The following is an 18,543-nucleotide window of genomic DNA, read 5'->3' on the forward strand; positions in this document are numbered from 1 at the left end:
GGAGGCGTCGGCGGTCGCCATGATTGAATGGCCAACCTCCGCTGTAGATCAGGCGAGGTCGGCAAAGGCCGCCATCGGAAGCCAAACCAAATGAGTCGCCTGCGCGGCGGAACTTCAGGCGCGGCCGTAGAGCGGCGCCAGCGTTCCGCTCATTGCCAGATTGGCCGGTGATGCCAGATAGGCGATTGCCTCGGCGGCGGCTTCGAGGCTGACCCATCTGCCGAAATCGGAATCCGGCATGTCGGCGCGGTTGGCCGGCGTATCGAGCGTCGAGGGCGCCACCGCGTTGACCAGTATGCCTTTGTGCTTCAGCTCTTCCGCCATCGCCACGGTCATCGCCGCCACCGCCGCTTTGCTGGCAGAATAGGCGACCATGCCGGCGCCTCGGCGCGGGTCGAGCCCAGCACGCGCCGTGACATTGACGATGCGGCCTGCAGTGGCCGAGCCAAGCATGGAGCGCACTGCCGCGCGGCAGCACAGAAAGGCGGTGCGGGCGTTGGTGTCCATCATTTCGGCAAAGGATGCGGATTCGATTTTCTCGACGGGGGCCATGGCAAAGCCGCCGGCCAGATGGATGGAGGCCCACAATTCGGGAACGCTGTCATAGAAGGCATCGACCTTGGCAGGATCGGCGAGATCGACATTATGCGCCAGCCGGACGCGATCATGGGCCGCGAAGGGGAAATGCGAGGGGGCCGACGCGTGGGCATTGGGCACATGGCAGATCGCGCCGTCCGCCAGCAATTTGCCGACGACCGCGGCACCCAGCGCCCCGGTGCCACCGGTCACCACGATATGCTTGCCCTGAACTGTTTCCGTCATCCTGGACGCTCCTGTCGTTTCTTATATTATGTCGCTTGTCGTGCCGCGCCGACGCAGAGCGTCGCGCCTTTTGCACGATCACTCAACCGACATCTCGACATGGCAGTTGTTGCGTCTTTGCATCGCTCGAAGCCGCCGACCGCCCCTTCCGACCCCCGCGCATGGACGTACGGCGCGCGGCCAGGCGTCAGTCGATGGTGATTTCGATGACGTGCGGCAGTCTGGTTGCGCGTGCGCGTTTGAGCGCATCGGCGAGACCGGCAGTACCGGCAAGCCGCTCGGCTGATATGCCGTAGGCCTCGGCCAGCTTGCAGAAATCCGGCGGCGCCGGGGACACGCCGACCGGCTCGACGCCGACATCGAGCATCGACGTTTCGATCTCGCGATAGCCTCTGTTGTTCCAGACGACGAAGATGACCGGTGCGGGTGCATCGAGCGCCGCGCCCAGCTCCGGCAAGGTGAACTGGAAGCCGCCGTCGCCGGTGAGGCAAACCACCGGCACGCCGGGCATGGCGAGCGCTGCGCCGATCGCCGCCGGCGGCCCGTAGCCGAGCGCGCCGAAACCGGTGGCGGCGTTGAACCAGCCGCCTGGCCGGTCATGGTCGTAATAGAGATTGGCGGCGTAGATCGGCTGCGTGGAATCGCCGACGATGATGGCGCCCGGCAGTGCGTCGCGGATGGTTTCCACCGCACGCACCTGCGCGGCATAGGCCGGGCTGAGCTCGGCAAAGGCCGCCTTTCTCGACGCGGCTGCGCGGCTCTCGCCGTCCTTCGCTGCGGCATGATCAGGGTGGAGCGCGCCTAGCAGTGCACCAAGCGCCTCCGCGCAATCGGCCTGGATGCCGACGCTCACCGGGCGGCGGGCGAGCTGGTCGGCGCCGATATCGATGCGGATCAGATTGGCGGGCAGCACGAAGCCGCCGTCGCTGTAACCGTCATAGTCGGTCGGGCCGAATTCGGTGCCGGCGGCGATAACCAGATCGGCGTCTGCGATCAGCGCACGCACCGCCTTCAGGCTGGGGCTGGCCGGCACGCAAAGCGGATGCGCGTGCAGCAGACCGCGCGCATTGGCGGTCTGGACGACAGGCGCGCCGAGCCGCTCGGCCAGGCGCTGCAGTGGCTGTTCAGCGCGCTTGGCACCGCCACCGGCAAGGATCAGCGGCCGGCGCGCGGCTGCGATCAGTCTGGCGGCCTCGGCAATGGCCGCGCCATCCGGCGCGGGCGCCGCCGCATTGGTGAGCGAAGCAGCGATGCCGTCGGCCGGTTTGACCATGACGTCGGTCGGGATTTCGATATGGACGGGGCCCGGCCGCGACGACGAAAACAGCGCGAAGGCCCGCGCCAGAGCGCCCGGCAATTCGCTGGCCTCGGTGACACGCTGCGAAAACAGCGCCACCTTCTCCATCATGCCGCGCTGGTCCGGCAGTTCGTGCAGGAAGCCCAGCCCCTTTCCCAGCGTCGGCATCGCGTTGACGCCCGAAATCACCAGCATCGGCACCGAATCGGCGCGCGCCTGGCCCATTGCGGTGATGGTGTTGGTCAGCCCCGGTCCGGTGATGACAAAGGCAACGCCCGGCCGGCCGCTGGCACGGGCATAGCCGTCGGCCATGAAGCCGGCGCCCTGTTCGTGACGCGGCGTGACATGGCGTATCTTTGAACGCGCCAGCCCGCGGTAAAGCTCGACAGTGTGGACGCCAGGAATGCCGAAAACGGTGTCGACGCCATGCGCTTCGAGCAGCGTGATCAGCGCTTCGCCGATGGTGGTCATAGCTTCTCTCCCTTTTGCGGCGCGAGGCCGAGCTCGGCCTCTATGGCTTTGACGCCGATCGCCGCCAATTCGCCAGGCGAGAACATCTCTGCGGCCAGACAGCCTTCGATCCAGAGCCCGTCGATGATCGCGTTGATGGCAATGGCATGGCGGCGCAGTTCATTTGCGTTTGGCCTGCGCTGCTCGGCGCCGAGCACTTCGGCAACGACTGCTTCCACCTCGTTGCGAAAGCCAAGATAGCCTTCGCGGTGGGCGCGAGCCAGGCTCGGATCCGCGCCGGCGCGGCCGATGAAGGTTGCCCACAGCGAAAACACGCGTGCATCGATGATCGGCGCGTTGAGGTTGGCAGTAACGAAGGCCGCAAGGCGCTGGCGCGGCGAGGCGTTTTCCATGAGCAATGCCGCCTTCGCCTGCTCGATCATGCGGCCCATCAGCGCCGCGTAGGCTTCCTGCAGCAAGTCTTCCTTACCGGGGAAATAGTGCCGGATCAGCCCGGCGGTGACGCCGGCGCGCAATGCGATGGTGCGCAGGCTGGCGCCCTCCAGCCCATGTTCGGCCACGCTGTCCAGGGTCGCGTCGATCAGATCCTGCCGCCGCCGCTCCTCGCCCTCGCGGCGGAACTTGCGGCGCTCATTCATTGCCGCAGGATGGGCCGCGTCAGGCATGTCGGCCCACCTTCGCAGGCGATGCAGAGCGCATCCGCCTCGAAGATTTGAACCGTGCAGCCGGCGGCTTCCATCGCGGCCTTGGTCTTGGGAAAGCCGGCGACGGCAATGACCTTGTGCGGGCTGGTCGGCAGCACGTTCAGGCTGAGGCCGTTGGACGCGGCAAACTCTTCGGCGTCGCCTTCCACCAGCCGGATGCCGCGCGCCTTCAGCAACTGATAGAACGGCGCCGGCAAAAGCGGTGAATAGACCAGGGCCAGGTCGTCGGCCAGCGGGCTGATCACCGACATCAGATGCAGGCACGCCTCCTCGCCCTGCCACAGCGGCAGATCGAAGCCGTAGACGGAAATGCCGAGCGGCGTCAGCAGGTTGGAAACCTGCTGTATGCCTTCCTGGTTGGAGCGCACCCCGCGCCCGATTACCAGCGTGTTTTTATCCAGCCATACGCAATCGCCGCCTTCGACCTGGCCGGGCGCCTCGACGCGGCCGAGGATAGGAATACCCAGGCGTGTGTAGGTTTCCTCATGCAGCGATGGCTCCCGGGCGCGCAATGGCTTGCCCATGGACAGGATCAGCGCGCCGCGGTCGGTCATCAGCGACGGGTCGTGGGTGAATACGGAATCCGACAGCCCGTCGGCCTTGTCATCGATCCATTCGATTTCGGCGCCGGACGCCGTCACCAGCTCAGCGAGAGCCGCGTGCTGCGCCGCCGCTTTCGCCGGGTCGAAACCCGGGCCATAGTGCCAGATAGCCCGGTCGGCACCGCGCATGGCATTGGCCGCCGACCGCATCAGCACGCGCCGCAACGGCGCCGCCATGGACTGTGATCCGAAAGCGCTCATCGGTGCCCTTTTCAATGCCGTGTTCAGGGTGAAAAAAATGGAAGAAATTTCATCGGAGGCTATTTATACACTTGCACAATAAGGCCGCAAGTGCCGTAATGAGCGGGATTGACGGGCTCGCGCTGTTGGGTCCATGCTGAAGTCTGGAGTGGGCATTACAGCGTATGTTGATTAGCCGGATAGACGTTCGACGATCTGCCGTGGACCCTGTGGCAGAGGTTCCCCGGTGAGCGCGGCGGGAACCGCCGCAGTCCAATCCGGCAAGGCGCAGGACGGCGCCGCCGAAGCCATCCATGTCGAGAACCTGCACAAGAAATTCGGCCAGCTGCATGTGCTGAAAGGCGTTTCGCTGTCGGCGCGCGACGGCGAGGTGATCGCCATTATCGGCGGCTCGGGTTCCGGCAAGTCGACGCTGCTGCGCTGCATCAACTGCCTGGAAAACCCGACCAGCGGCATCATCCGCGTCAATGGCGAGGAGATCAAACTCAAGGCCGACAGCCACGGCCACACCGTGCCCGCCGACCGCCGGCAGATCGAACGCATCCGCGCCAAGCTCGGCATGGTGTTCCAGAACTTCAACCTGTGGAGCCACATGACGCTGATCGAGAACGTCATCGAGGTTCCGGTGCATGTTCTGGGCGTAAGGCGCGACGTGGCGATCAGGGAAGCCGAAAAGCTTTTGGCGCGCGTCGGCCTCGCCGAAAAGCGCGACGTCTATCCGGCCTATCTCTCGGGCGGCCAGCAGCAGCGCGCGGCGATCGCCCGCGCCCTGGCCATCAACCCGCGCGTCATGCTGTTCGACGAGCCGACCTCGGCGCTCGACCCGGAGCTGGTCGGCGAGGTGCTGAAGGTGATCGGCGACCTGGCGCGCGAGGGTCGCACCATGGTGCTGGTCACGCATGAAATGAAGTTCGCCCGCGAGGTCGCGACCCATGTCGTCTACCTCTGCAACGGGCTGGTCGAGGAAGAGGGGCCGCCGGAGCAGATATTCGGCGCACCGAAATCCGAAAGGCTGAAGCAGTTCATCCGCAACATCGGCTAGGACAAGCCGGGACGGAAGAAAACCGGGAACCAACAACAAACTGGGAGTCGTGACATGAAGACTGTTCTGAAAACATTCGCCGCAGCGCTGCTGCTCGGCGTCGCCGCCATGGGCGTGGCCAAGGCCGATCCGGTCAAGATCGGCGTCGCCGCCGAGCCCTATCCGCCCTTCACCTCGCCGGACGCTTCCGGCAAATGGGTTGGCTGGGAAATCGAGTTCATCGACGCCGTCTGCGCCGAGGAGAAGCTCGACTGCGTCATCACGCCTGTCGCCTGGGACGGCATCATCCCGGCGCTGACGACCAAGAAGATCGACGTCATCGCCAGTTCGATGTCGATCACCGCCGAACGCGAGAAGACCATCGACTTCTCGGACAAGTACTACAACACGCCGACCGCCATCATCGGACCGAAGGACCAGAAATTCGGCGCCACGCCGGACGATCTCAAGGGCAAAGTGCTCGGCGTGCAGGTGTCGACCACCCATTCGGCCTATGCGAAGAAGCATTTCGGGCCCACGGCTGCCGAGATCAAGGAATACCAGACGCAGGACGAAGCCAACAACGATCTGGCCGCAGGCCGCCTCGACGCCGTCCAGGCGGATTCGATCGCGCTCGACGCATTTCTGAAGTCGGACCAGGGCAAGGCCTGCTGCGATCTGAAGGGCATGGTGGCTCCGGACGATGAAGTGCTCGGACCGGGCGTGGGCGCCGGCGTGCGCAAGGAAGACACCGACCTTAAGGCCAAGATCAACGCCGGCATCAAGGCGATCCGCTCGAACGGCAAATATGACGAGATATCGAAGAAATACTTCGATTTCGACATTTACGGTGGTGGCGGCGCGCAGTCGAACTGACGATCCTCGCATGAGCTGAGGGGCATGGCGCCAACGCCATGCCCCTCCTGCCCGACCTTTCCCAGACATGCTGCCACCGACGCTGCCGTCGGCGGTGGTTGAAGCCAGCAATCCGGGGGCGACGCTGATCGACGCACTTCTTTCGGCCTCGGCGGCCGGCATCATAGAACTTCTCTCGCCCAATCCGCCGGGCTGGGGCGGCACGCTGTTGCTTGGGCTGCTCCATTCGATCGAGATCGCGCTCGGCGCCACGGTCCTTGGTCTCCTGATCGGCACCGGTGGCGCCTTTGGCAAACTTTACGGCGGGCCGGTCGTACGCGACTTGCTGGCGGTTTACACCACCATCGTGCGCGCCGTGCCCGAACTGGTGCTGATCCTGCTGCTCTATTATGCCGGAACAGACCTGATCAACCAGGCGCTGACGGCAATGGGCTACCAGCGCGTCGACATCAGCGGCCTTGCCGCGGGCATCGCCGTGCTCGGCTTTGTCCAGGGTGCCTATTCGACCGAAGTGATCCGCGGCGCCATCCTGGCCATACCGCAGGGCCAGATCGAAGCCGCCCGCGCCTATGGCATGTCACCCGGGCTCATGCTGCGGCGCATCACCTTGCCGGCGATGCTGCCCTTCGCCATACCCGGGCTCGCCAATCTGTGGCTGATCGCCACCAAGGACACAGCCCTTCTGGCGGTCGTCGGCTTTTACGAGCTGGCGCTGGCGACGCGGCAGGCTGCGGGGGTCACCAAAGCCTATTTCACCTTCTTTTTCGCCGCGGGCGTGCTCTATCTCATCTTGTCGCTGGTTTCCAACCTGCTCATCGGCCGCGTCGAGGCCTGGTCGCGGCGCGGTATGCCGTCGCTCAAGGATGCGCGCTGATGGCCGGAGAAGCGACCATCATCAACGCTGCCGCGCGGACGTCGCTGTGGCTGCAGCCGCATCGCATCGTGCTGATCCTGGTCGCAATCGCGCTGGTTTTCGGTGCCGCCTTTTTCATGCGCTGGGACTGGCTTCCGCAATATTATGAAATGGGACTGATCGGCATCTGGCGCTCGCTGTGGATCCTGGCCGTCACCTGCTTTCTCGGCTTCCTGCTCGCCGTGCCGCTCGGGCTGGCGCAGGCCGCCGGCTCTTTCTGGTTTTCCGCGCCCGCCAGGACATTCTGCACCGTCATCAGGGGCACGCCGCTGCTGATCCAGCTATGGCTGCTCTATTACGGGCTAGGCTCGCTGTTTCCGCAATTTCCCTGGATCCGCGAATCCTGGATGTGGCCGTATCTGAGGCAAGCCTGGCCTTATGGAGTGCTGGCACTGACCTTGTCCTTCGCCGGCTATGAGGGCGAAGTGATGCGCGGCGCCTTTGCCGGCGTGCCGAAGGGGCAGTTAGAGGCGGCCCGCGCTTTCGGCATGAGCCGCTGGAAGATTTTCCGCCGCATCTGGCTGCCGCAGGCCATCTACCGGGCGCTGCCGACGCTGACCGGCGAAACCGTGCTGCAGCTGAAGTCGACGCCGCTGGTGGCGACGATCAGCGTCATCGACATCTTCGCAGTCTCGTCCAAGGTCCGGCAGGACACCTACCTCACCTACGAACCCTTGCTGCTTTTGGCGCTGATCTACATGATCATCACCGGCCTTCTGGTGTTTGCATTCAGCAAGATCGAGGCGCGCATACCGAACAAGGTGGGCTAGGGAATAGTGAGTAGGCAGTAGTGAGTAGTCAGCATATGACCGGGAAACCGCTTGCTTTCGCTACTCCCTACTGACTACTCCCTACTCACTCACCACCAATCGGGTCCGCAACATGCAACTCTCTCTCGATCAGGCAACAGGGCTGTGCCGGATGGCGGCGCTCGGCGCCGGCGCCAATGAGGAGGCGGCGCGGTCGCTCACCGCCTCGATCATTGCCGCCGAGGCGGAAGGGCTTTCGACCGTCGGGCTGACCCATTTCATCGATTACCTCGAAGCGCTGGAAGCCGGCCGCATCGACGGCAATGCCGATCCGGTGATCACCAGGCCGGCGCTCGCCGTCTATCTCTCCGATGCGCGTGGCGGCCTCGCCCATACCGGGTTCGACCGCACCATCGATGACCTTGCCAAGGCGGCAAAGCTGTTCGGCGTCGCCATCTTCTCGCAGAAGAACGCTTATACCTGCGGCGCGCTCGGCTATTTCACCGGGCGTCTGGCGCAGCTGGGATTGGTCTCCTTCGCCGCCACCAACGGGCCGGCGGTGCTGGCAGGCTCGGGCTCGGTCAAGCCGGTCTATTGCACCAACCCGATGTCGTTTGCGGCACCCGCCGCCGATGGCGCGCCGCTGGTCATCGACCAGTCGTCGAGCGCCACGGCGTTCGTCAACATCCGCAAGGCGGCCGAGGACGGCAAGAAGATCCCCGAAGGCTGGGCGCTGGACGCCAGCGGCAACCCGACCACCGATCCGGCCGCGGCCATGAAGGGCGCCATGCTGGCCTTCGGCGGCCAGCGCGGCGCCAACATCGCGCTGATGGTCGAAGTGCTGGCGGCTGGCCTGTCGGGCGCCAACTGGTCGCTCGACGCGCCCTGGTTCTCCGGCGGACCGGACAGCCCGGGAACCGGCCTGTTCGTGCTCGCCGTCGAGCCCAAGCTGCTCGACCCGGATTTTGAGCAGCGCATGAAGGACCAGCTCGACCGGCTGCGCCGGCGCTTTGGCGTGCACGTGCCGGGCCGGGCGCGGGCCGAAGCGGCGGAGAAGGCGCAGGCGCGCGGCATCAACGCCCCCAAAGCCGTGGTGCAGCGCATTTCCGAATTCGCCGAGCGCTATTCGGGCTGAAGAATCCTTCTTTATCAAACAATTTAAACTGACCTTCCGGTTGGCGACGGGCAGGCGCGCATTTGCGCCGCCTGCTGAACCTTCTTGCGTCTTGCGGCGACCCATCCTTGTCCAGGGCAAGGTGAGCTTGCCCGAACCAGACCGGAGGAAACACCCAACCAAATCGAAAGCCTGCTTCACGCGAAGGGTGTGCCCTTTGCGCTCCGGAAACATCAACCGCAATCAAAGGAAATCATCATGACCAACACCAAGACCACCCTGCTGATAGCAGTCCTTCTGCTCGGTTCTTTCATGGGCGCCACCCAGGCGGCCTCCCTGAAGGCCGCGCCGGTCAAGCCATCTTCGGCCGGCGTCATCACGGCTCCGAGCGGCGGTGCAACCGAGGACCATTACTGCAAGAACGGCCACGCCAAATTTGCCAATTGCAGCGCCGACTTCATCGCGGCCTGCAAGCAGGTCGGCGGCACCATGTCGGATGTCCAGGGCTGGGGTGGGCGTACTTGCTTCACGCCCTCCTGATACCGTCTCAGGTCAGGCCGCTCCGTCGGCCCCTGGCTTCGTCCTGATGCTGCCCGGAAAACCCCGCTTCGGCGGGGTTTTCTGCGTTTCATCCCTCCGTGAGCAATAAACATGACGGTGAAAGTTAACTTTTGTTAACTTGACTTGATGGGACCATCGGGCGTTTGCGAGAGGTCATCACAACAACAGGAGCTACGATGTCCGCAACCACCGACGCCTCCCGCGGCAGACTGATCATTCCGGTGTTTGGCCGCCTGTACTCGTCGCTGCATGACGGCGCCGAAACCCTTCTGCGCGTCGTCGCCGGCGGGTTTCTCACCATTCACGGCTCGCAGAAGATCACCAACCCTTTCGGCGCCGCCGAGATGGTCGAAGGCCTCGGCTTCTATCCCGGCGCGTTCTGGTCGTTGCTTTTGTCCTGCACCGAATTCTTCGGCGGCATTCTGATCGCCATCGGCCTGTTGACTCGGCCCGCCGCCTTTGCCGGCATGATCGTGCTGCTGGTCACCGTCTGGTTCCACTGGATCACTGTCGGCCAGGGCTTTTCCGGCGCTGAAAAGTCGCTTCTATGGGCGGCGATCCTGCTGTTCTTCGTTATCCGCGGCGGCAACCGCCAGTCGGTCGACGCGCGCCTCGGCAAGGCGTTCTGAAGGGTCTATAAGAGGGTGGCAGCGACGACGCGTCACCCTTTGCCTTTGGCCCAAAACGGACTATGAAACGGCTTCAGCCAAGCTTTCGAGCGCCGGAGCCAGCCATGACCGAAATCCTGCAGATCCCCAAGCTCGTGGTCGTCTTCGGCGGCTCCGGCTTCGTCGGCCGCCACATCGTGCGGGCGCTGGCCAAGCGCGGCTACCGCATCAGGGTGGCGGTGCGCCGGCCCGATCTGGCGGGACATCTGCAGCCGCTCGGCAATGTCGGCCAGATCCAGCCGGTGCAGGCCAATGTGCGCGTGCGCTGGTCGGTCGACCGCGCCGTGCAGGGCGCCGACCATGTCATCAATCTGGTCGCCATCCCGCATGAAAGCGGCCGGCAGAAATTCAACACCGTGCACGAATTCGGCGCCCGCGCCGTCGCCGAAGCCGCACGCTCGGTCGGCGCAGGGCTCACCCACATCTCGGCGCTGGGCGCCGACCTCAACGCCGAATCCGACTATGCCCGCACCAAGGCGCTCGGCGAAAAGGCCGTCCTGGAGACGATCCCGGACGCCGTCATCTTCCGTCCGTCGATCAATTTCGGACCGGAGGACAGTTTCTTCAATCGCTTCGCCGACATGGCGCGCTATTCGCCGGTGCTGCCGCTGATCGGCGGCGGCCAGACCAAGTTCCAGCCGGTCTATGTCGGCGATGTCGCCGAAGCCGTGGCGCGTTCGGTCGAGGGCAAGGTCAAGGGTGGCCAGATCTATGAACTCGGCGGGCCGCAAGTGCTCACCTTCAAGCAGTGCATGGAAGAGCTGCTGACCGTCATCGAGCGCAAGCGGCTCCTGGTACCGGTGCCGTGGTGGATGGCCAATCTGCAGGCCTCGATCCTCGGCCTGCTGCCCAACCCGTTGCTGACCAAGGACCAGGTGCTGCTGCTGCGCCAGCCCAACATCGTGTCGGAGGAGGCCAACAAGGCCAACCGGAACCTTGCCGGCCTCGACATCCAGCCGCAGTCTATCGGCACCATCCTGCCCAGCTATCTCTGGCGCTTCCGCGCCGCAGGCCAGTTCCAGCGCAAGCCCGCCGGTATCGCGTAACAAGGCGTTGCGCCGTTAAACGCGCCGCGTGACCTGCATCGGCAGGCCGCCCTGCGGCTGTGTCGTCAGTTTCTGCACCGGCCACGGCTTGGTCTCGGCGGTCACATCGAAGCGGAAGCGCGACAGCATGATGGCCAGCGCAATGATCGCCTCCTGCATGGCGAAGCTGGCGCCGATGCAGATGCGCGGACCGGCGCCGAACGGCAGATACTGGAAGCGGTCGATCTTCTCGCGGTTTCCCGGATGGAAGCGTTCGGGCATGAAGGCGTCGGGCATGTCCCACAGTTTTCTGTGGCGGTGGACGACCCAAGGCATCACCAGTACGGCCGCGCGCTTGGGGAGCACCAGATCGTTCCAGGTCTCCGTCTCGATCGGCTCGCGGTTGATCGACGGCGCCGGCGGATAAAGCCGCAGCGCCTCCTCGAAGGCGGCGCGGGTGAACGGCATTGCCTCGAGCCATTTCGTTGGGTCGGGTTCGCGCGCCAGCACGGCCTCGATCTCGCGCTCGACCTTTTCGCGCTCCCACGGCGCTTCGGCGAGGCAGTAGATCGTCCAGCCCAGTGCCCGCGCGGTGGTCTCGTGGCCGGCGCCGATGAAGGTGATGATGTTGTCCTCGACTTCCGCCCGCGTCAGCCCGTCGGGGCCTTCGGCGCGCAGCAGAAGCGTCAGGAAATCCTGCGGCGCGGTGTCGGGGTCGCGCTTCAGCCGCTCCTCGCGCATCTTGACCGTATCGGTGACGATCTTGCGGAAATAGGCCATGGTCTTGCGGCCGCGGATGCGGGTCAGCCGCGGCAGCCATTCGGGCGCGCGCAACAGGTCGAGCGGATCGACGCGGCCCATGGTCTCGAACAGGCGGTCGATCTCCTGCGCGAAACTGCCGGGCTCGCCCGCAATCTCGCCCGAAAACAGCGTCTCGGCCAGGATATCGTAGGTGAGCAGCGTCATGTCATGGGCGACATCGGTCATGCCGCCTTCGTCATAGCGGGCGACGAACTGCATCGTGCGGCGCAGCATCGGCTCGGCGAAGCCGAAGATATGCCGCGGCGTGAACACCGGCGCCATCGCCTTGCGCGAGCGCTTCCACACCTCGCCTTCGGCGGTCAACAGCCCGTCGCGCAAGATCGGTCGCAGGATCATCTGGCGCACCGTCGCCATCTTGTAGTTCTTGGCGTTGTCGATCAGCACGTGGCGGATAAGGCCGGGATCGTTGGCGACGATCAGATGCCCGCCGACGCCATTCGCCGAAATCCAGGGCTCGTTGTAGGTGTGCTCGCCCCACAGTTCGAGCGGATTGCGGTAGACGATCCGCATCATCTCCAGCGTCGAAGGCGGCGTCGTGCGCGGCCTGGGCGCCGGCGGCACGAAGGGGACGGGCTGCGTGTCCATGAGGTGCTCCGCTGATAGCTCAGATGTAGTGGCTGGCAATCCGGGCGTCCATGTGACCGAACGGCAAACTGAAACGCTGCAGCGCCCGGTGTGCCCGACAGACGGTGTGTTCATCGGATCGTGACCGCCGGTGAAACGGTTGCGGCTTGTCCGGTTGGACACTCTGCCATAGGTGACAGTTACCAACAGCTACTGCCAATCGCCCAGGAGAGTCCGCTTGAAGCACAAGCTGAACATCATAATCGGCAGCACGCGGCCGGGCCGCGCCGGGCCGGTCTTCGCCCACTGGCTGGAGGATTTTGCCCGCGAGCACGGCAAATTCGAACCGGTGCTGACCGACATTGCCACGTTCCATCTGCCGGTTCTGGACGAGCCGCATCACCCCAGGCTCGGCAATTACCAGAACGACCACACCAAAGCCTGGTCGAAGGTCATTGATGCCGCCGACGCCTTCGTGTTCGTGGCGCCGGAGTACAATTATTTCGTGGCGCCTGCGATCGTCAACGCCATCGACTACCTTGCGCGCGAATGGAAATACAAGCCAGCCGCCATCTTCAGCTATGGCGGCATTTCCGGAGGCCTGCGCGCCGCGCAGGCGCTGAAGCCGCTGCTGACCGCGGTGGGCGTCATGCCCATCTCGGAAGGCGTCGCGCTGCCGATGTATCAGAAACTGCTGGAGAGCGACGGCTCCTTCCAGGCTAGTGAGCAGGTAGAGGGTGGGACCAAGACCATGCTGGACGAGCTCTCGCGCTGGAGCGGGGCGCTGAAGCCGATGCGGGCTACGTAACGCAGCCGGCCCCGGCTTGCTCATGCCATAAAGAGGTGGAATGGTCGGCAGGTGACTGAGCCGGGGGCGGTTCGATTTGCGCCTGTTGTTTGCCTTGCTGTTGATGCTTGCGACCACCGCCACAGCGGTGGCGGAGCGGCGCGTGGCGTTGGTCATTGCCGAGGACGACTACCGGCTGGTGCGGCCGCTGGCCAATCCTGTCAATGACGGCGAGGTGATGGAAGTGGCGCTGAAGAAGCTCGGCTTCGAGGTCGTGGTCGAGACCAATCGTGATCTCAGGCGCATGCGCCGGGCTCTCGACGATTTTCGCGAGGACGCCATGGGCGCCGACGTGGCGCTGGTGTATTTCTCCGGCCATGGCGTCGAAATCTCCGGCGACAACCGTCTTCTGCCGGTCGATGCCGATGCCTCCTCGCTCGACCAGCTGGAGAAGACCAGCCTGCCGTTGGAGGAAGTGCGCGATGCGGTTGCCGCCACGGCGAAGGTCGGGCTGATCGTGCTCGACGCCTGCCGCAGCGATCCGTTCACAGGCGGCAACGGCGACGGGCGTGGCGCCACATCGCTGATCAAGGACCTGGTGGACAAGATCAAGCCGGGCCTCGGACGCGTCGGCAAGGCGGAAAACATCCTGTTCGCCTTTTCGGCGGCGCCCGGCGAGACGGCTGCCGACGGTACCGGTGCGAATTCGCCCTTTACAGCGGCGCTGATCAAATACCTCGGCACCGACGGGCTCGAAATCCGCTCGGTGCTGACGCTGGTGCAGCAGGAGGTCTACGACCTTTCGCGCGGAAAACAGCTGCCCTACGTCGAGAGCGGGCTGCCGAAGCTGTTCTTCGCCTCGGCGGCCAAGGAACAACTGCCGGAGCGCGAGCGGCTGTTGCTTGCCATGGCCGATGTGACGCCGGAAATGCGCGGCGCGGTCGAACGGGTCGCCAGCGATGCCGACATGCCGCTGGCGCCGCTCTATGGCGCGCTGATCAGTTCCGACACCAGCCATCTCTCCGGCGAAAGCCTGGACGCCAAGCTGCGCGAGGCGGCCGACGCCTTCGTCAAGGTGCGCGGCGAGATGAAGACGCTGGCCGCCGACGACCCGCAGGTGACCGAACTGCGCCGCCAGGCCGAGGAACAGTTGGCGCTCGGCGCTTTCGATGGTGCACGCGTGATCCTCGCCAAGGCCGCCGACGTCGACAATGTCTCGCGCCAGGCGTTGAAGGCCAATTTCGTCAGCCGCACCCTGTCCGAAGCCGCGACGCGATTTCTCTCGGGCGGCGCGGCGCGTGCCACCCTGGACTATGCAACCGCCATCAAGGACTATGAAACGGTGCTGGCGCTCTATGGCGAAGCCGGGCAGACCTCGCTCAGCCTGGAACAGGCCGACCGCCAAAGCCGCACGCTGGAAGAGCTCGGCATCCTCTACACAACGGTCGGCAACACCGACGCCGCCGGCCGCGCCTTTGCGGCGCTGGTCGCCAATCTTGAGCAGCGAGCGCGCCAGGAAACCGATCCGAGCGTCAAGCGCGACCTCGCCATCGGCCATATCAAGTTCGCCAACATCAAGATGGCGCAAGGCGATCTGCCGGCCTCCCTGCAAAACTATGAGGCGGCCAGGGACATGTTGCAGGGCCTGACCACAGACGTGCCGGACAAGAAGGACTGGCTCGGCGATCTCGCCATGGCCAATGACAAGATCGGCAATGTGCTGGCCACGCAAGGCGACCTGGGTGCGGCAGCCCAGGCCTACCAGCAAAGCCTGTCCATCAAGCAGCAATTGGCCGATGCCGAGCCGAACAGCGTCTATCTGCTGCGCGACCTGACCATTACCTACGACGAAATCGGCGGTCTTGCCCGTACCGCCGGCCAGCTGGATGGCGCCCAGACTGCATTCGAAGAGAGCCTGAGAATTCGGCTGGCGCTGGCGCAGAACAACCCCGACGACCCCAGGCATCAGCGCGCCGTCTCCGTCAGCTACACCAGGATCGGCGACGTCCTGCGCGAGCGTGGCGACGCTGCGGGCGCGCTCGACGCCTACAACAAGAGCCAAATAATCGCCGAAGCGCTGGTGCGCCGCGACTCAAACGACACCGATTTGAAGCGCGACCTGTCGGTCGGTTACGCCAAGATCGGCAATGCTTACGGCGACCAGAAGGACTGGCCATTCGCGTTGGAGGCCTACCAGCAGGCGCTGGCCACGGCGCGAGACCTTGCCGCCAGCGACCCAGGCAACACCGATTGGCAGCGCGACCTGTCGGTCTGTCTGGAAAAAATTGCCGGCGTGTTTGATGCCCAGGGCGATATCGCCGGTGCTTTGCAGAACTACCAGGACAGTCTCGTCATTGCCGACCGGTTGGCAAATCTCGACCCGGGCAATTCCGACTGGCAGCGCGACCTGTCGATCACGTTCGAGGAAATAGGCCTGCTGGAGACCAAGCAGCGCCACTATGAGGGCTCGAAGAAGGCCTTCGAAGCCAGCCTGGCCATCCGCCAGCGGTTGGCCCTGTCCGATCCGGACAATGCGATCTGGCAATTCGATCTGGTACAGGCCTATATCAACTATGCCTATGTGGCGAAGAATCCGAAGGCTGTGTTGTCGCAGGCGCTAGACCTGACGCTGGAGCTTGACCGCACAGGCAAACTGGCGCCGAGGGACAAACCCACGATCAAATATCTGCGCCGTCTTCTGGCCAAATTGAAAGCCGCGAAAAAATAGCCGGCTGCCAGCTCGGGATTCAGCCCTGAAATGCCCGCAAACCTTGGAAAAACCGCCTTTTGCGCCTATATCTAGGACATCAAAGCGGCGTGATTCGAAGCCATTTTTTCGCGCTGAGCATGCGGCATCAATCAGACAGGTTTTCATGAGCGATCAAAGCGACAACGCCAACGGCGCTGAGGCCGAATACGGCGCCGATTCCATCAAGGTTTTGAAGGGGTTGGACGCTGTCCGCAAGCGGCCGGGCATGTATATCGGCGACACCGACGACGGCTCGGGCCTGCATCACATGGTCTATGAGGTGGTCGACAACGCCATCGACGAGGCGCTGGCCGGCCATGCCGATCTGGTCACGGTGACGCTCAATCCCGACGGTTCGGTCACCGTTATCGACAATGGCCGCGGGATTCCGACCGATATTCACACTGGCGAAGGCATTTCGGCGGCCGAAGTGATCATGACGCAGCTGCATGCCGGCGGCAAATTCGACCAGAATTCCTACAAGGTGTCTGGCGGCCTGCACGGCGTCGGCGTCTCGGTGGTCAACGCGTTGTCGGCCTGGCTGAAGCTGAAAATCCGCCGCAACGGCCAGATTTTCGAGATGAGCTTCACGCATGGCAATGCCGATGCGCCGCTCAAGGCGACCGGCAGCTATGAGCAGAACAAGCAGCCCGGCACCTATGAGGGCCGCAGCGGTTCCGAGATCACCTTCTTTCCGTCGTCCGAAACCTTCACCATGGTCGAGTTCGACTTCGGCACGCTGGAGCACCGGCTGCGCGAGCTCGCCTTCCTGAATTCCGGCGTGCGCATCATTTTGACCGATGCCCGCCATGCCGATCTCGTGCGCCACGAGTTGCACTATGATGGCGGCCTGGAAGAGTTCGTCAAATATCTCGACCGGGTCAAGAAACCGCTGATCGACAAGCCGATCGCCATCAAGGCCGAGCGCGACGGCATCACCGTCGAAGTGGCGATGTGGTGGAACGACAGCTACCACGAGAACGTGCTGGCCTTCACCAACAACATCCCGCAGCGCGATGGCGGCACCCATCTGGCCGGCTTCCGTGGCGCGCTGACGCGCCAGATCACCGGCTATGGCGAATCGTCGGGCCTGACCAAGAAGGAAAAGGTGGCGCTGATCGGCGACGACTGCCGCGAAGGCCTGACGGCGGTGCTGTCGGTCAAGGTTCCCGACCCGAAATTCTCCTCCCAGACCAAGGACAAGCTGGTCTCGTCGGAAGTCCGCCCGGTGGTCGAAGGCCTGGTCAACGAGGCGCTTGGCACCTGGCTGGAAGAACACCCGACCGAGGGCAAGGTGGTCATCGACAAGGTGATCCAGGCGGCCGCGGCGCGCGAAGCCGCGCGCAAGGCCCGAGACATCACCCGCAAAAGCTCGCTCGGCGTCACCTCTCTGCCTGGCAAGCTTGCCGACTGCCAGGAACGCGACCCGGCGAAATCCGAAATCTTCATCGTCGAGGGTGACTCGGCCGGCGGCTCTGCCAAGGGCGGCCGTTCGCGCCAGAACCAGGCAATCCTGCCGTTGCGCGGCAAGATACTCAATGTCGAGCGGGCGCGCTTCGACCGCATGCTCGGCTCCGAGATGATCGGCACGCTGATCACCGCGCTCGGCACCTCGATCGGCAAGGACGAGTTCAACGCCGACAAATTGCGCTACCACAAGATCATCCTGATGACCGACGCCGACGTCGACGGCGCCCATATCAGGACCTTGCTGCTCACCTTCTTCTTCCGCCAGATGCCGGAGCTGATCGAGCGCGGCCATCTCTACATCGCCCAGCCGCCGCTCTACAAAGTGACGCGCGGAAAAAGCTCGCAATACATCAAGGACGAGAGCGCCTTCGAGGAGTTCCTGATCGGCTCCGGGCTGGAGGAGGCGTCGCTGACGCTTGCCTCCGGCGAGGCGCGGGCCGGACAGGATCTGCGCGGCTCGATCGATGATGCACTGGCCGTGCGCCAGCTCATCAACGGGCTGCACACGCGCTACAACAGGGGCGTGGTCGAACAGGCGGCGATCGCCGGCGCGCTCAACGCCGATGTGCTAAACGACCTCGGCCGCGCCAATGCCATGGCCGAACGCGTCGCCCAGCGCCTTGACATCATTGCCGAGGACACCGAGCGCGGCTGGACCGGCCGGCTGTCGACCTCCAATGAAGGCGTCGGCGGCTATGTGTTCGAACGCACGGTGCGCAGCGTCAAGGAATTCGCGCAGCTCGATGCCGGGCTGATAAATTCGGCCGACGCACGCCAGCTCGACCGCTATGCCCCGCGCCTCATGGAAGTCTATGGCGAGCCGCCGGTGCTGCGCCGCAAGGATGTCTCCGAAACCATTTCGGGGCCGCTGGCGCTGCTCAACGCGGTGTTTGCGACCGGCCGCAAGGGCCTGACCATGCAGCGCTACAAGGGCCTCGGCGAGATGAATGCCGAGCAGCTCTGGGAAACCACGCTCGACCCGAATGTGCGTTCGCTGCTGCAGGTCAAGGTCAATGACGCCACCGATGCGGATTCGCTGTTTTCGCGGCTGATGGGCGACGAGGTCGAACCGCGGCGCGAATTCATCCAGGACAACGCGCTGTCAGTTGCCAATCTGGACATTTGAG

16 protein-coding genes are annotated in these 18,543 nt (G+C 64.3%); 11 read left to right on the plus strand and 5 right to left on the minus strand.

Going from position 1 to position 18,543, the window contains the following annotated elements:
• Positions 1-114: 114 nt before the first annotated feature.
• The 4 genes from AC3EML_RS05840 to AC3EML_RS05855 form a co-directional block, all read right to left on the minus strand.
• Positions 115-822 (minus strand): SDR family NAD(P)-dependent oxidoreductase, encoded by a 708-nt coding sequence (locus AC3EML_RS05840; protein ID WP_352520588.1) that lies wholly within the window; start codon positions 820-822, stop codon positions 115-117.
• 187 nt (positions 823-1,009) lie between these two features.
• Positions 1,010-2,590, minus strand: a complete 1,581-nt coding sequence (locus AC3EML_RS05845) for a 5-guanidino-2-oxopentanoate decarboxylase (protein ID WP_352520587.1) — start codon at positions 2,588-2,590, stop codon at positions 1,010-1,012.
• The gene (locus AC3EML_RS05850) at positions 2,587-3,255 is read right to left on the minus strand and encodes a TetR family transcriptional regulator C-terminal domain-containing protein (protein WP_352520586.1); all 669 of its coding nucleotides are present in this window, start codon (positions 3,253-3,255) and stop codon (positions 2,587-2,589) included. Before AC3EML_RS05850 ends, AC3EML_RS05845 begins: the two co-directional genes overlap by 4 nt.
• The gene (locus AC3EML_RS05855) at positions 3,225-4,097 is read right to left on the minus strand and encodes a dimethylarginine dimethylaminohydrolase family protein (protein ID WP_023742302.1); all 873 of its coding nucleotides are present in this window, start codon (positions 4,095-4,097) and stop codon (positions 3,225-3,227) included. Before AC3EML_RS05855 ends, AC3EML_RS05850 begins: the two co-directional genes overlap by 31 nt.
• A 226-nt stretch (positions 4,098-4,323) precedes the next feature.
• Between AC3EML_RS05855 and AC3EML_RS05860 the strand changes: the two genes are divergently transcribed.
• From AC3EML_RS05860 to AC3EML_RS05895, 8 genes are all read left to right on the plus strand, one after another.
• The gene (locus AC3EML_RS05860) at positions 4,324-5,139 is read left to right on the plus strand and encodes an ABC transporter ATP-binding protein (protein WP_023693139.1); all 816 of its coding nucleotides are present in this window, start codon (positions 4,324-4,326) and stop codon (positions 5,137-5,139) included.
• A 54-nt stretch (positions 5,140-5,193) separates the two neighbouring features.
• Positions 5,194-5,994 carry a transporter substrate-binding domain-containing protein gene (locus tag AC3EML_RS05865; RefSeq protein ID WP_023671323.1) on the plus strand — a complete coding sequence of 267 codons (801 nt, stop codon included), beginning with the start codon at positions 5,194-5,196 and terminating at the stop codon, positions 5,992-5,994.
• Positions 5,995-6,202: 208 nt separating this feature from the next.
• Positions 6,203-6,868 carry an ABC transporter permease gene (locus AC3EML_RS05870; RefSeq protein WP_031253443.1) on the plus strand — a complete coding sequence of 222 codons (666 nt, stop codon included), beginning with the start codon at positions 6,203-6,205 and terminating at the stop codon, positions 6,866-6,868.
• On the plus strand, positions 6,868-7,677 hold the full coding sequence (locus AC3EML_RS05875; protein ID WP_023703668.1) for an ABC transporter permease: 810 nt from the start codon (positions 6,868-6,870) through the stop codon (positions 7,675-7,677). Before AC3EML_RS05870 ends, AC3EML_RS05875 begins: the two co-directional genes overlap by 1 nt.
• A 112-nt stretch (positions 7,678-7,789) precedes the next feature.
• Positions 7,790-8,791, plus strand: coding sequence for an Ldh family oxidoreductase (locus AC3EML_RS05880; RefSeq protein ID WP_023714560.1), 1,002 nt, complete (start codon positions 7,790-7,792; stop codon positions 8,789-8,791).
• A 237-nt stretch (positions 8,792-9,028) separates the two neighbouring features.
• Positions 9,029-9,310 (plus strand): hypothetical protein, encoded by a 282-nt coding sequence (locus tag AC3EML_RS05885; protein ID WP_023671327.1) that lies wholly within the window; start codon positions 9,029-9,031, stop codon positions 9,308-9,310.
• A gap of 197 nt (positions 9,311-9,507) precedes the next feature.
• Entirely contained in the window at positions 9,508-9,960 is a 453-nt protein-coding gene (locus tag AC3EML_RS05890; protein WP_023671328.1) for a DoxX family protein, read from the plus strand.
• Positions 9,961-10,064: 104 nt separating this feature from the next.
• Positions 10,065-11,045 (plus strand): complex I NDUFA9 subunit family protein, encoded by a 981-nt coding sequence (locus AC3EML_RS05895; RefSeq protein ID WP_023671329.1) that lies wholly within the window; start codon positions 10,065-10,067, stop codon positions 11,043-11,045.
• Positions 11,046-11,060: 15 nt separating this feature from the next.
• Here AC3EML_RS05895 and AC3EML_RS05900 read toward each other — a convergent pair whose 3' ends face one another.
• On the minus strand, positions 11,061-12,431 hold the full coding sequence (locus AC3EML_RS05900) for a cytochrome P450 (protein ID WP_023671330.1): 1,371 nt from the start codon (positions 12,429-12,431) through the stop codon (positions 11,061-11,063).
• Between the two features lie 217 nt (positions 12,432-12,648).
• On the opposite strand from AC3EML_RS05900, the gene AC3EML_RS05905 reads away from it, so the two are divergent.
• The 3 genes from AC3EML_RS05905 to gyrB all read left to right on the plus strand — a co-directional run bounded on the left by AC3EML_RS05905 (position 12,649) and on the right by gyrB (position 18,542).
• Positions 12,649-13,218 carry an NADPH-dependent FMN reductase gene (locus AC3EML_RS05905; protein ID WP_023683526.1) on the plus strand — a complete coding sequence of 190 codons (570 nt, stop codon included), beginning with the start codon at positions 12,649-12,651 and terminating at the stop codon, positions 13,216-13,218.
• Positions 13,219-13,294: 76 nt separating this feature from the next.
• The gene (locus tag AC3EML_RS05910; protein ID WP_023683525.1) at positions 13,295-15,925 is read left to right on the plus strand and encodes a caspase family protein; all 2,631 of its coding nucleotides are present in this window, start codon (positions 13,295-13,297) and stop codon (positions 15,923-15,925) included.
• 145 nt (positions 15,926-16,070) lie between these two features.
• A complete protein-coding gene (gene gyrB / locus AC3EML_RS05915) occupies positions 16,071-18,542 on the plus strand; it encodes a DNA topoisomerase (ATP-hydrolyzing) subunit B (RefSeq protein ID WP_023671333.1) in 2,472 nt (823 codons plus the stop codon).
• The last annotated feature ends 1 nt before the right edge of the window (position 18,543 follow it).

This window comes from Mesorhizobium sp. P170090, assembly GCF_057786115.1.